Annotated in this window: 14 protein-coding genes; 3 read left to right on the forward strand and 11 right to left on the reverse strand. The window is 68.6% G+C overall.

What is annotated here, in order from left to right; genetic code table 11:
• The first annotated feature begins 57 nt into the window (after positions 1-57).
• Complete coding sequence (gene map / locus FB475_RS09860) at positions 58-825, forward strand: type I methionyl aminopeptidase (RefSeq protein WP_141854615.1); 768 nt, start codon at positions 58-60, stop codon at positions 823-825.
• Positions 826-832: 7 nt separating this feature from the next.
• Here map and FB475_RS09865 read toward each other — a convergent pair whose 3' ends face one another.
• From FB475_RS09865 to FB475_RS09875, 3 genes are read right to left on the reverse strand one after another with little or no spacing between them, the layout of a single operon-like run.
• Positions 833-1,849 (reverse strand): Rv2578c family radical SAM protein, encoded by a 1,017-nt coding sequence (locus FB475_RS09865; RefSeq protein WP_141854617.1) that lies wholly within the window; start codon positions 1,847-1,849, stop codon positions 833-835.
• Between the two features lie 32 nt (positions 1,850-1,881).
• Positions 1,882-2,460: a DinB family protein gene (locus tag FB475_RS09870; RefSeq protein WP_141854619.1), complete on the reverse strand. Its 579-nt coding sequence runs from the start codon at positions 2,458-2,460 to the stop codon at positions 1,882-1,884.
• Between the two features lie 5 nt (positions 2,461-2,465).
• Complete coding sequence (locus FB475_RS09875; protein ID WP_141854621.1) at positions 2,466-3,296, reverse strand: SDR family oxidoreductase; 831 nt, start codon at positions 3,294-3,296, stop codon at positions 2,466-2,468.
• Between the two features lie 68 nt (positions 3,297-3,364).
• Between FB475_RS09875 and FB475_RS09880 the strand changes: the two genes are divergently transcribed.
• Positions 3,365-4,129 (forward strand): TetR/AcrR family transcriptional regulator, encoded by a 765-nt coding sequence (locus FB475_RS09880; RefSeq protein WP_141854622.1) that lies wholly within the window; start codon positions 3,365-3,367, stop codon positions 4,127-4,129.
• Here the strand turns inward: FB475_RS09880 and FB475_RS09885 are convergent.
• Both FB475_RS09885 and guaA read right to left on the reverse strand, forming a co-directional pair.
• Positions 4,126-5,112, reverse strand: a complete 987-nt coding sequence (locus FB475_RS09885) for an ArsR/SmtB family transcription factor (RefSeq protein ID WP_141854624.1) — start codon at positions 5,110-5,112, stop codon at positions 4,126-4,128. The two genes, FB475_RS09880 and FB475_RS09885, sit on opposite strands and share 4 nt — an antisense overlap.
• Positions 5,113-5,202: 90 nt before the next feature.
• Positions 5,203-6,765: a glutamine-hydrolyzing GMP synthase gene (guaA, locus tag FB475_RS09890; RefSeq protein ID WP_185759169.1), complete on the reverse strand. Its 1,563-nt coding sequence runs from the start codon at positions 6,763-6,765 to the stop codon at positions 5,203-5,205.
• A gap of 812 nt (positions 6,766-7,577) precedes the next feature.
• Between guaA and FB475_RS09900 the strand changes: the two genes are divergently transcribed.
• Positions 7,578-7,778 (forward strand): hypothetical protein, encoded by a 201-nt coding sequence (locus FB475_RS09900; protein ID WP_141854628.1) that lies wholly within the window; start codon positions 7,578-7,580, stop codon positions 7,776-7,778.
• On the opposite strand, the gene FB475_RS09905 is transcribed toward FB475_RS09900, so the two are convergent.
• The 6 genes from FB475_RS09905 to bioB are packed head-to-tail and all read right to left on the reverse strand — an operon-like array spanning position 7,750 to position 13,099.
• A complete protein-coding gene (locus tag FB475_RS09905) occupies positions 7,750-8,820 on the reverse strand; it encodes a cytochrome P450 family protein (RefSeq protein ID WP_141854630.1) in 1,071 nt (356 codons plus the stop codon). The genes FB475_RS09900 and FB475_RS09905 overlap by 29 nt on opposite strands.
• 44 nt (positions 8,821-8,864) lie before the next feature.
• On the reverse strand, positions 8,865-9,521 hold the full coding sequence (gene bioD / locus FB475_RS09910) for a dethiobiotin synthase (protein WP_141854632.1): 657 nt from the start codon (positions 9,519-9,521) through the stop codon (positions 8,865-8,867).
• A complete protein-coding gene (locus tag FB475_RS09915) occupies positions 9,518-10,639 on the reverse strand; it encodes an 8-amino-7-oxononanoate synthase (RefSeq protein WP_141854634.1) in 1,122 nt (373 codons plus the stop codon). The genes bioD and FB475_RS09915 overlap by 4 nt, the downstream gene beginning before the upstream one ends.
• On the reverse strand, positions 10,639-11,940 hold the full coding sequence (locus FB475_RS09920; RefSeq protein WP_141854636.1) for an adenosylmethionine--8-amino-7-oxononanoate transaminase: 1,302 nt from the start codon (positions 11,938-11,940) through the stop codon (positions 10,639-10,641). Before FB475_RS09920 ends, FB475_RS09915 begins: the two co-directional genes overlap by 1 nt.
• On the reverse strand, positions 11,940-12,110 hold the full coding sequence (bsaP, locus tag FB475_RS38525) for a biotin synthase auxiliary protein BsaP (RefSeq protein WP_475422007.1): 171 nt from the start codon (positions 12,108-12,110) through the stop codon (positions 11,940-11,942). The genes FB475_RS09920 and bsaP overlap by 1 nt, the downstream gene beginning before the upstream one ends.
• On the reverse strand, positions 12,107-13,099 hold the full coding sequence (gene bioB / locus FB475_RS09925) for a biotin synthase BioB (RefSeq protein ID WP_141854638.1): 993 nt from the start codon (positions 13,097-13,099) through the stop codon (positions 12,107-12,109). Before bioB ends, bsaP begins: the two co-directional genes overlap by 4 nt.
• Positions 13,100-13,310: the final 211 nt, after the last annotated feature.

A 13,310-nucleotide genomic window follows, 5' to 3' on the forward strand; every position in this document is an offset into this window, starting at 1 on the left:
GTTGGTTGGGACGGAGATCTGATCGTGTCCAAAGCTCGTGTGGTAGTAAGTGAAACCATGGTCGAGCTGAAGACGCCCGCGGAGATCGAGCAGATGCGCGCGGCCGGACGGGTCGTCGCCACTGCCTTGCAGACCGTGAAGAAGCACGCGACGGCCGGCGTCTCGCTGCTCGAACTCGACGAGGTGGCCCGGGACGTACTGCGGTCGGCCGGGGCGGTGTCGTTGTTCGACGGGTATCAGCCTGGGTTCGCGACGTCGCCGTTCCGCGGCGTGATCTGTACGTCGGTGAACGACGCCGTACTGCACGGCCTGCCGAACGAGCTCCGGCTGCAGGACGGCGATCTGCTGAACGTCGACTGCGGTGCGTCGATCGATGGCTGGTGCGCGGACTCGGCGATCAGCTTCTGCGTCGGTACGCCACGAGCCGAGGACCTGGAGTTGATCGCGACCACCGAGCAGGCCCTCGCGGCGGGCATCGCCGCCGCCGTCCCCGGCAACCGCATCGGCGACATCGGCGCCGCCATCGGCCGGGTCGGCCACCAAGCCGGCGTCGGCACCAACCTCGACTTCGGCGGCCACGGCATCGGCCGTCGCATGCACCAAGACCCCCACGTCCCCAACAACGGCCGCCCCGGCCGCGGCCTCAAACTCCAACCAGGCCAGGTCTTCGCCATCGAACCCTGGTTCTGGACCACTCCCCACTCCACCTACCAAATAGACGCAGACGGCTGGACCCTCCGCTCCACAGACCACTCCCGAGGCGCCCACGCCGAACACACCGTAGCCATAACCCAAGAAGGCCCCCGAATCCTCACCCTCCCGTAATCGTCTTTTAGAACAAGGGCTCTTGGGTGGGCTCTGGGGGGTGTGGGGCGTTGGTGGGGTGGGAGCGGTGGCCGGAGGTTCGGGCGAAGCCGTGGTTGGCGAGTAGGGGGCGGACTTTTTGGTCGAAGGCGCGGCGGTAGCTGGGGGAGGCGTAGGAGCCGTGGGCGTACAGGGATTCGTAGCGGCTGACCAGGGCGGGGTGGTCGTGGGCGAGCCACTGCATGAACCACTCCTTGACCCCGGGGCGTAGGTGGAGGACCAGTGGGGTTACTCCGGTGGCGCCGGCCTCGGCGAGCTGGCCGAGTAGGTGGTCGAGTTGTTCGGTTGAGTCGGTCAACCACGGCAGGACGGGGGCGACCATCACGCCGCACGGTAGGCCGGCGTCGCGGATTGCGCGGATGAAGTCGAGACGGCCGCGGACCGACGGTACGCCGGGCTCCAGGCGTCGGCGCAGTACCTCGTCGCCCAAAGCCAGCGAGACCGCGACGCCTACCGGCACATCAGCGGAGGCCGCGGACAGCAGGCCGAGGTCGCGGCGGAGAAGGGTGCCTTTGGTGAGGATGGACAGCGGCGTGCCCGAGGAGGCGAGTGCCTTGATGATGCCGGGCATCAGGCGATAGCGGCCCTCGGCGCGTTGATACGGGTCAGTATTGGTGCCCAGGGCAACCGGTTCACGGTTCCAGGAAGGGCGCGCGAGCTCCCGGCGCAGGACTTCGGCGACATTGGTCTTCACCACGATCTGCCGGTCGAAGTCCTGCCCGGTATCGAGCTCGAGGTACTTGTGGGTCGGGCGGGCGAAACAGTACCGGCAGGCGTGCGTGCAGCCCCGGTACGGATTCACGGTCCAGTTGAACGGCAGCGCCGTACCAGGAACGGAGTTCAGCGCCGACCGCGCCAGCACCTCGTGGAACGTGATCCCCTGGAACTCCGGTGTCGTCACCGAACGGACCAGCCCCGCGATCGACCCGAGCCCCGGCAACGTGCCCGGGGTCTCCACGTCGAGTTGCTGACCCGCCCACCTCATGCTCCATAGTCGAACACATGTTCGACCCAGAGTCAAACCGCGGCGGCCCGCGCAGCCTCCTCGACGCGAGCCCGGTACGCCTCCCACCAGCCGACATCCTCCGACGGCAGGTTCGAGTTGCCGGCACTCATCCCGACCGCGCCGTCGAGCTGCTCGCGCAGGATGTCCGCATGCCCGGCGTGCCGGTTCGTCTCGGCGATGACGTGAACGAGGATCCCATGCAGCGTCGTGTCCGGCTTCCGCCACCACGGCACAACCCCGGGCGCCTCCAGCGGCAGCGCCTCGATCGTCGCGTCCGCGTGCGCCCACACCCGCCGGTACAGGTCGACGATGTCCGCACGGGACTCGTCCGCGGTCACCCACGCATCGGCGTTCGGCTCCGCGTCGTCGTCCCACCACGGCAGTTCCTCCGGGAACGGCCGGTCGAACGTCCGGCCGAAGTACCAGGCCTCGACGATCGACAGGTGCTTGACCAGCCCGAGCAGATTGGTCCCGGTCGGCGTCAGCGGCTGGCGGATGTCGTACTCACCGAGCCCGTCGAGCTTCCAGAGCATCGCCTCGCGGGCCTTGCGGAGGTAGTCGTGCATCAGATCCTTCACAGCCGCGATCATGCCAGTCAGCGGAAGGCGTCCGCATGCGCGCGAGCCCATTCGGCGTACGTCGTCCCCGGCCGCCCGGTCAGTTCGAGCACCGCCGGCTCGGGCTTCATCGGATGCTCGGCCATCATCCGGAACCCGTCCAGCAACCACTGAGCCGTCTCCAGCCCGATCACCGGAGCCAGGCCCGCCAAGTACTCGGCCGGCGCCTGCTCCTCGAAGCGGACATCCCGCCCGATCGCCGCCGCGATCTGCGCGACCTGCTCCGGCGGCGTGATCCCCTCCGGGCCGCTCATCACGATCTTCTGCCCGCCGTACCGCTCCGACAGCAGCACCACCCGCGCCACCGCCGCGATGTCGGCGAGGTCGATCGGCGTCTGGACGGCATTCGGGTACGGCGCCCGTACGACACCCTCGGCCTTGATCGAGGGCGCCCAACCGAGCGTGTTGTTCATGAACTGCCCGGGCCGCAGGAAGGTCCAGTCGAAACCACCGGCCTCAACCGCTCGCTCCAGCCGGTAGTAGTGCCACGTCGCCGGATCGCCTTGCGCCTCGTACTCGGCCGGCTCTCCCGACAGTACGACGACCCGCCGCACGCCGGCGTCCCGTGCACAGCTGACGAAGTCGTCGACGTACGCCGGAAGCGGCGCCAGGTACACCGTGTCGACGCCGGCCAGCGCCGCGGGCAACGTCCGCCGCTTCCCCAAGTACCCGTGGGCCACCTCCACACCGTCCGGCAGCGCAGCCCGGACCGGATCGTTCGTCAGCGCTCGCACCGGCGCCCCCGCCGCGACCAGCTCGTCGACCAGCAACCGCCCGACACTCGCCGTCGCACCCGTCACCAAGATCATGCCCAGCTCCTTACATTGAATTCTCGTAGTGTATACGAGAATTCAACCGACCGCCTATCGTAGGCCGGGTGAGTGAGCGGCGTAGTGGTGAGGGGCAGCCGGACCGGACGCTGGCGTTGTTGTGGCGCAACCACCGGCAACCGGACGCGGAACCGCAGCGCAAGCGAGGTGCCGGCCGCCGCCCATCGCTGACCGTCGACGACGTGGTCCGGGCGGGCATTCGGCTCGCCGACGAACAAGGTCTGGCCGCCGCGTCGATGGGAGGGCTCGCGAAGGAGCTCGGGGTCGGCACGATGACGCTCTACACGTACGTGCCTTCCAAGGAAGAGCTCCTGGACCTCATGGTCGACCAGGTCCTCGGTGAGCGCCGTCTTCCCGGCCCGGGCGAACAACGGCCGGCGGACTGGCGCGAGCAGATCGAGGTGTACTCCGTGGAGACACGGGAGATGTTCCAGAAGCACCTGTGGTTGTCCCAGGTCTCTACGATCCGCCCTCCGGTGGGGCCGGGCATGCTGGCGGGCCGTGAGTACCTCTTGTCAGTGCTGCTCGGTCTAGGACTCACCCCGGTCGAGACGAACACCGCGGCGCTCGCCATCACGACGTACATCGACTCCGCGGCCAGCCTGGAGGCGGAGAGCCGACTGGTCGAGCAGACGACCGGCCAGACCAACGACGCCTGGTGGTACGAGCGCAGCGACCTGTGGGAGACCTACTTCGACGTAGACCAGCACCCCGCAATGACGGCCATCTGGAACGCCAAGGGCTACACGTCGACCACCCGCGACGCCTACCGCTACGGCCTGGACCGCCTCCTCGACGGCATCCAGCCCTAGCAGCGGGTGCCGGTTAGTACGTGGGCGCCGACTGGGTTCAGGGTGTGTTGGACTGAGCTGCCGGTGCGGTGGGTTGTCACGAGTCCGGTGTCGTGCAGGACGCGTGCGTGTTCGCTGGCTGATGCCAACGAGATGCCTGCGCGGGCCGCGAGTTCACTGGTTGAGCAGGCACCCGCCGAGATGCTCCTGAGTACGCGTGCTCGCGTCTTGCCGAGCAGGTCCGCTACAGCACCTTCCCGGTCAGGCCGGCGTACGACGAGGCCGGGGCGCGCGGCCTCGTGCCGTACTGGATACACGAGGACCGGTGGCAGGTCCGGGTCGAGCAGCATCATCGGGTACTTCCAGCAGAAGAACGACGGCACCAACCGGAGGCCCCGGCCGTCCAGGTACAGGTCGCGCTCGATGTGCGGCAGGTCGACCGTGAGCACCGGGGCGCTCCAGCTCAGCGTCGGATGCAGCTCCGGTAGCAGCTTCTCCAAGCCGTTGCCGGCAACGGTTTCGGTGTGCTTCGCGACCGCCGGCTCGACCGCGCCGGCGATCATCGGCAGCTGCGGCGCGATCTTCGTCCGGTGGAACGACCGAAGGCCCTGTACGAGCCGCTTCATCGGACCGGGCTCGCCGGCCGCCAGGCGCCGCGTCCAGCCGGGCAACCGCACGCTGTCCGACAGTTGCCGCAGCTCGGTCGTCAGCCGCTTGGCCGGCGTGGCGGCGACCGCGGTCAGCCCAGCGTCGAGTCCGCGGGCCGCGGCGTCGGGTGTCAGGAAGTCCGGCGAGTACCCGACCGGAGGTGCCAGCGCGAGCAACTCCTGCTCGAGGGCCGTCAAGCGCGCCCTGGTCCGCTCCCGCCAGGTCCCGAACGTCTCCGGTTCGTCGTCGACCTGCAGGATATGGACGCCCAGCAGGACCTCCCACAACGGATCCGGCTGCCGCGCGATCGTCGTCCTGGCCAGATCCGCACAGTCGAAATGAATGCGAAAAACCACGAGCCCTCCCCCGAGGAAGTCGCCCGCTGGTGGTGTGCGAGCGACCCCGTGACCGTAACAGCCGATGGGGTCACTCGCTGTGACGTGTTGTCACTCCCACTCGATGGTGCCCGGCGGCTTGCTGGTGACGTCGAGGGTGACCCGGTTGATCTCGTCGACCTCGTTGGTGATCCGGGTCGAGATGCGTTCGATCACGTCGTACGGCAGCCGGGCCCAGTCCGCCGTCATCGCGTCCTCGCTGGTGACCGGACGCAGTACGACAGGGTGACCGTACGTACGGCCGTCGCCCTGGACGCCGACCGAGCGGACGTCGGCGAGCAACACCACCGGGAACTGCCAGATGTCACGGTCCAGCCCGGCCGCGGTCAGCTCGGTACGGGCGATCAGGTCCGCCGCGCGGAGGATGTCGAGGCGCTCACGGGTCACCTCGCCGATGATCCGGATGCCCAGGCCGGGGCCCGGGAACGGGTGCCGGTACACCATCGTCTCCGGCAGCCCGAGGGCCAGGCCGAGCTCGCGGACCTCGTCCTTGAACAGCGTCCGCAGCGGCTCGATCAGGCTGAACTGCAGGTCGTCCGGCAGCCCGCCGACGTTGTGGTGGGACTTGATGTTCGCCGCGCCGGCACCGCCACCGGACTCGACGACGTCCGGGTACAGCGTGCCCTGGACGAGGAACTCGATGTGCCGCTCGGCGTCCACCTTGCGGGCGGTCGCCTCGAACGTGCGGATGAACTCGCGGCCGATGATCTTCCGCTTCTGCTCCGGGTCGGTGACGCCGGCGAGCGCGGTCAGGAACTGGTCCTCCGCGTCGATCGTCTCCAGCCGGATCCCGATCGCGGCGGCGAAGTCCTTCTCGATCTGCTCGGATTCACCGGCCCGCTGCAGACCGTGGTCGACGTACACGCAGGTCAGCTGGTCACCGACCGCCTTGTGCACCAGCGCGGCCGCGACCGCGGAGTCGACGCCGCCGGACAGCGCGCACAGCACCTGCTTGTCGCCGACCTGCTCGCGGATCAGCGCGACCTGCTCGTCGACCACGTTCGTCGTCGTCCAGTCGCCCTTGCAGCCGGCGATCTCGTACAGGAAGTGCTCCAGCACGGCCTGGCCGGCCTGCGAGTGCAGCACCTCCGGGTGCCACTGCACACCGGCGAGCCGCCGGTCCAGGTCCTCGAACGCCGCCACCGGCGCACCCTCGGACCCGGCGAGTACGGCGAAACCGGCGGGCGGAGCGTGCACGGCGTCACCGTGCGACATCCACACGTTGAGGTCCTCGGGGATGCCCGCGAGCAGCGTGCCCGGCGCGCTGACGGTGACCGGCGTACGCCCGAACTCCCGCAGGCCGGTACGCCGGACCTCGCCGCCGAGCGTCTGCGCCATCGCCTGGAACCCGTAGCAGATCCCGAACGCCGGAACGCCGGCGTCGAACAGCCCTGAATCGACCCGCGGCGCACCCTCGGCGTACACCGACTGCGGCCCACCCGACAGGATGATCGCCTTCGGCCCCATCGCCAGCATGTCCTCGACCGGCATCGAGTGCGGCACGATCTCGGAGTACACCTTCGCCTCGCGCACCCGCCGCGCGATCAACTGCGCATACTGCGCCCCGAAATCCACTACTAGCACCAGCTCATGCGGTGTTTTTTCTTGGGCCACGCCCAAAGCCTATCGGTGCAGGTCAGCCGGGCTGTAATCCACCGGATCCGCATTCACCGGCAGCACCTCGTTGGTGACCTCCAGCCCCGGAAACCGCCGCCGCATCTTCGCCTCGTACCGAACCGCCACCGCTGGCTCCCCGACAAACTCCGCAATCCGGTACCCCCCGAACCACAACCGCACCCGCCGCCGAGAAGATCTCACCCCCGCACGCTAACCAGCCCATTTGTCCCCAGTGTTACTCCCCGTTACAACCCGAAGACGCTTCATGTCGACACTTAGTGTCATCAGTCGATTACCAGGCGAATCCGTTGACGATTTACTATCGCCCGGACGTGCTGAGGGCCCGTCGGTGGAGACCGACGAGCCCTCAGGTGTTCATGTAACGGAGAGACCTGCCTCCGCCTTCACCCAGAAGTTTAGGAACATGCCCCCTGCAAATCAAACCGCCCCCGAGCACGCAGTGGTCGCCCGCAAGCTCAGCAACCCGCGTCTCGCGCCGTACTTGGCCGCGACGGACAACAACGTCCGCCGGGCGCTGACCCTCTACCAATGGAGTGTCGAGCTGTCCGGCGCGGTGTACGAGTGCCTGCATCGGTTCGAGGTCGTGGTGCGCAACGCGCTCGACGAACAGCTCTGCAGCTGGAACTCCACACAGCGCGACCGGGAGACCGGGAGGAGACATTCGCCGGACTGGTTGCTCGAGCCAGCACGCCTGCTCCGGCGACTGGCCGGCGACGACATCCGCAAAGCCACCCGACGGGCGCAGACCGCCCTCCGCGGTACCCGGGCGGACGCCCGGGCATCCCGACGTGCTCGCCCAGCTGTCCTTCGGCACCTGGCGCTTCCTGCTGCCGGACAACGATCCAGGCAGGCATCACCTGTGGAACAAGGCCATGGTCGCCGATCGGTTGGGCCGGATGCGGACAGTGCTGCTCGCGATCGACCCGGTCCTCGAAACCTGGTTCGTCTCACGGCAACGCGTCACGACGATGCTGAAGACGAAGCCGTAATCACCCGGAGTCGCCTAGGGGCGCGGAAGGAGAGTAGGTCGATTGTTGGTGGGGGCTCTGTCAGCCGGACGCGGATCAGTAGTTGCTGGGTGCATTCCAAGGCGACTCGGGTCTCGAGGCGGGCCAGGGTGGCGCCTAGGCAGCGGTGGATTCCTAGGCCGAATGCTAAGTCGGCGGGGCCGCCTTGGTTGGTGAGGGTCAGGAGGAGGGGGGCTTGAGCGGGGAGGGTGGTGGGGCCGAGGGTGGTAGGGGTGGCGGTGGTTCGGCGCCAGGTGGGGACTGAGGACGAGGTTCGGAGTACCTCTTCGACCAGGTCGGCTGGGGTGATCGTGGTGCCCAGGGCCCGGTGGAAGGCGGTGGAGATCAGTTGGGTGGTCGTCTCCTGGCCGGCGATCAGGAGGAAGTAGCCGACAGCGCAGACCTCCTCGTCGGTGAGGCCCAGCTCGACCAGGACGCTGAAGAGGTCGGTGGTCGGAGCTTGGCGCGCGGCCGTCGTACGGGTGCGGAGCCAGGCGTAGAACTCCGCCGCGCTGTGGGCGAGTTCGAGTTGGCGGTCCTCGTCAGGAGTGCCCCAGAAGAGCTCCAGGGAGTCGAGGCTCCAGGCCTTCAACGCCGGTACGTCGACGTCCTCGAGGCCGAGGAGGTGGAGCAGTACGAGCGCCGGCGGCTCCGCGGCGATCGCCTGGACGAGGTCGACCTCCGCGCCGGTCGCGAGCGTGGCGGCTGCCGCGGTGACGCGCGCAGTGGTGAGCTCACGCGCCAACGGTTCGATCGCGGCGACCCGCGCCGGGCTGAAGAACCGCGCGACGGCGGCCCGGATCCGGCGGTGCGACGGACCGGCGTTGTTCGCCAGCGTCGGCGGCAACGCGAACCCGACCGCCGACAGCACCCGCAACGCCTTCACCGACAACGGCTTGTGAGCCAGCACGGCGTTGTCAGGCCGAAACGTCTCCGGCTGTAACAGCACCTCGCGCACCACCGCCGGACCATCCACCACCCAATACCCGAGCCCTTCGTCGAACCGGGCCGGACAGCCACTCACCCGAGCGTCCCACGGCTCACTCGAGCCGGCCCCGGGACCCCGGCTCACTTGAACCAGCCGGGAGCCGCGGCGCGGAACTCCTCTCGGGAAAACTTCCCGGCGCCGGCGGGGATCCTGCCGAGGACGGGCGCCCCGGACGTGGCCGGAAGGTCTTCCAGGTTGCACTGTTCGGCCAGGTCCGGTGCTGCCGGCCACGAGCCGATGACCAGGCCCTCGACGGGGAGGCCGCGGGCGCGCAGCGCATCGACGGTGAGGCCGGTGTGGTTGAGGGTACCGAGGCCGGCCCGCGTCACCACGACGAACCGGAACGGGGTGGTCAGGTTCTCCGCGACGTCGGCGAGGTTGTTGCCATCGGCATCGAGCCCGACGAGCAGGCCGCCGGCGCCCTCGACCAGCACGGTGTCGTACGTCCGGGCCAGGTCGTCGATCGACGCGGCGTGCTGCTCGACCGACGGCAGTTTGATCCCGGCCCGGCGGGCCGCGGTCGTGGGTGCGAGCGGTTCGGGAAGGCGGACGCCTTCGTGCAGCGTAGTCACTCCGCTGAGTCGTTCGACCTCGGCGAGATCGCCAGGCTCGTCCGGCGCGACCCCGGTCTGCGCAGGCTTCACCACCGCGACCGAATCCCCGGCGAGTACGGCCAGCGCCGCCGTGACGACCGTCTTCCCGATCTCGGTGTCCGTACCGGTGACGAAGGTGATCATGAAACCTGACCGATCGCGTCGACGATCACGGCGCCCGCGCGCTCGAGATCTGTTGCTGACAACCCGGCGTGAGCGGTGAGCCGGAGGCGGCTCAGGCCGTCGGGGGTCGAGGGTGGGCGGAAACTGCCTACTCGTACGCCGTTTTCGAGGCAGAGGTCGGCGGCTGCGACTGCCTCGTGGGGGCCGGGCATGGGGATCGAGACGACCGGGCCCGCGGCGGGCGGGACGCCGGTGGCCTCAGCTAGGCGGTTGGTGGCGGTGTGGATACGCATTGGGCGGTCGGGTTCGGCTTGGAGGATTTGGAGGGCGGCGAGGGCCGCGGCGCAGGCGGGTGGGTTGAGGCCTGTGTCGTAGATGAACGGGCGGGAGCGGTTGATCAGGTGGTTGCGCAGGACCTGCGGGCCCAGTACTACCCCGCCTTGGGAGGCCATTGCCTTGGACAACGTCATGGTGACGATGACGTGGTCGAGGCCCGCCAGGCCCAGGGCGTGGACGGAGCCGTGGCCGTTGCCGGTGACGCCTAGGCCGTGGGCCTCGTCGACGAGGAGTACCGCGTCGTGGGCTGCGGCGGTGGCGGCGAGCGCGGTCAGTGGGGCCTCGTCGCTGAGGACGGAGAAGACCGATTCGGTCATCACCACCGCGTGCGGTTCATTGCGTTCGGCAAGGAGTTTCTCGACCGTGTCGACGTCGTTGTGCGGGAAGATCTCGACCCGGGAGCGGGACAGCCGGCAGGCGTCGACGAGTGAGGCGTGGATGTGTTCGTCGGAGATCAGCAGCGTGCCGGGACCACCGAGCGCGGTGACCACGCCGAGGTTGGCGAGGTACCCGGACGAGAACACCAGCCCCGACTCCTGCCCGACGTACGCCGCCAGCGCGGATTCGAGCTGTTCGTGGAGTTCCGTCGTACCGGTGACCAGGCGGGACGCGGTCGATCCCGTGCCCCACACCCGGACCGCTTCGGCGGCGGCCTCGATGACGCGCGGGTCACGCGCGAGGCCCAGGTAGTCGTTGCCCGCGAGGTCTATCAGGTCTTCGTCGGCGGCGCGTGCACGCAGTCGACGCGTGAGGCCGCGCGACTCCAGCGCGGCGGCCTTCGGGGCGAGCCAGTCCTCGAGCATCAGCCGGCCTCCTCGACGGCACCTACGATCGCCTCGGTGATGGTCGTGATGTCGCCGGGGGTGCAGATGTACGGCGGCATCGTGTAGACGAGGTCGCGGAACGGGCGGACCCAGACGCCGCGCCGCAGTGCCGCATCCGTCATCGTTGGTAGATCCACCGGCCCGTTCAGCTGTACGACGCCGACCGCGCCGATCACCCGCACGTCCTTCACCGCAGGCAACTCCAGCGCACCGGACAGCCCGGACGAGAGCCCCGCGGAGATGGACCTGACCCGAGCAGCCCAGTCCTGGGACAACAGAAGGTTCAGCGACGCCAGAGCGACCGCACAGGCGAGGGGGTTGCCCATGAAGGTCGGGCCGTGCATCAGTGCGCCACCCGGACCGTTGGAGACCACCGAAGCGACTTCCGTCGTACACAACATCGCGGCGAGCGTGAGGTAGCCGCCGGTCAGGGCCTTGCCGACGCAGAGGATGTCGGGGTCCACGCCCGCATGTTCGGAAGCGAACAATGTGCCGGTGCGGCCGAACCCGGTGGCGATCTCGTCGAAGATCAGGAGGAAGCCGTGGCGGTCGGCAAGGTCACGCAGTACGCGCAGACAAGCGGGGCTGTACGGGTACATGCCGCCGGCGCCCTGCAGGACAGGCTCGACGATGATCGCCGCGATCTCGTCCGAGTGCTCGGCAGCGAGCGCAGAAATGGCGTCAGCCCACGACTGCAGTTCAGGGTCGTCCATCGAGCGGTCGAAGTCGGCCGGGGGTTGCGGGCCGAACACCTGCTCCTTCAAAGCGCCCGTGAACAGCGAGTGCATGCCGTTGACCGGGTCGCAGACGCTCATCGGGGCGAAGGTGTCGCCGTGATACCCGCCGCGGACCGTCAGCATCCGGGTCCGCCCGACCCGCCCGCGCGCGACCTGGTACTGCAGTGCCAGCTTGATCGCGACCTCGACCGACACCGATCCCGAGTCGCAGAAGAACACGTGCTGCAGCGGATCAGGGGTGATCTCCACCAGCCGCGAAGCCAGCCGGATCGCCGGTTCGTGGGTCAGCCCACCGAACATCACATGACTGAACGAGTCGACCTGAGACTTCACAGCGGCGTCCAGTACCGGATGACGGTAGCCGTGGATCATGCACCACCAGGACGCCATCGCGTCGATCGCCTCGACCGTGCCACCGGCTCCGTCGTCGAGCTGCAGCCGTACGCCGGACGCGCCGCGGACGAGCCGCACCGGCGACGGCGAGCTGAGCGACGAGTACGGATGCCAGAGCAGCTCCGCATCACGAGCAAGCAGATCGGACATCAGGATGAGACCTCACCGTGGACCGAACAGCGAGCCGTCCACCCCATCGGGTGGACCTGGACGACCATCCGCCGCCGGCATTCCGTGCAGTACCGCGGCGGCTCCAGCGCGAGCGCCCGCACGCACGCCTCGTGCCGCCCCTCCTCACCACATCGCCCGCAGTACGTCATAGCGTCTTCTGGAGCTCCTTCACCGGCATCTTGAGTTCGGCGAGCAGGTCGAGGTCGGCGGTGGCCGGGCGGCCGAGCGTGGTGAGGTAGTTGCCCACGATGACCGCGTTGATACCGCCGAGCAGACCCTCGCGGGTGCCGAGGTCGCCGAGGGTCAGTTCGCGGCCGCCGGCGTACCGCAGGACCGTCCGCGGCATCGCCAGCCGGAACGCTGCGATCGTGCGCAGCGCGTCCTTGCCGTCCATCACCTCGAGGTCGCCGAACGGCGTGCCCGGGCGCGGGTTGAGGAAGTTCAGCGGGACCTCGTGCGGGTCGAGCTCGGCGAGCTGCGCGGCCAGCTCGGCGCGCTGCTCGAGCGTCTCGCCCATCCCGACCAGGCCGCCGCAGCACAGCTCCATGCCGGAGTCCCGCACCATCAGGCAGGTCTCCCACCGCTCCTCGAAGGAGTGGGTGGTCACGACGTCACCGAAGTACGACCGGGCGGACTCGAGGTTGTGGTTGTACCGATGCACGCCCCACGACTTCAACTCGTCCACCTGCGCCTGCGTGAGCATGCCCAGCGAGCAGGCGATGTTGATGTCGACCTCGGCGTTGATCGCGTCGATCCCGGCCTTCACCTGGGACATCAGCCGCTCGTCCGGCCCACGGACCGCGGCCACGATGCAGAACTCGGTGGCGCCGGTCTTCGCGGTCTCCTTGGCCGCCTCGACCAACTCCGGGATGTTCAGCCAGACCGCGCGGACCGGGGAGGTGAACTGGCCGGACTGCGAGCAGAAGTGACAGTCCTCCGGGCAGCCGCCGGTCTTCAGGGAGATGATCCCCTCGACCTCGACCTCCTCGCCGCACCACTTGACCCGGACGTCGTGCGCCAGCGCGAGCAATTCCGGAAGCTGCTCGTCGGGCAGCCGGAGAACCTCGACCAATTGCTCCTGGCTCAGCCCGATGCCCTGCTCCAGAACCTGCGCACGTGCCACGTCCAGGATGTCCATGCTTCTCCTGCCTCATCAGAACGGTCGGGCTCAGCGTAGGTGAGACAGGTACGCCGGTTCTGCGGCGGGCGTCACGTGGAACACATCCGGGCCGAGTGCTTCACCGCCACTCTCCGCACTCCCCCGGAAAAGTTTTTGGATTTTCTGCGGAACCTCGTAACCCCCCGTAGAGGGGCTCGTTGATGTGTGCAGAGGCGGTTACCGCAAGGAA

This window comes from Kribbella jejuensis, assembly GCF_006715085.1.
Taxonomy (GTDB): Bacteria; Actinomycetota; Actinomycetes; order Propionibacteriales; family Kribbellaceae; genus Kribbella; species Kribbella jejuensis.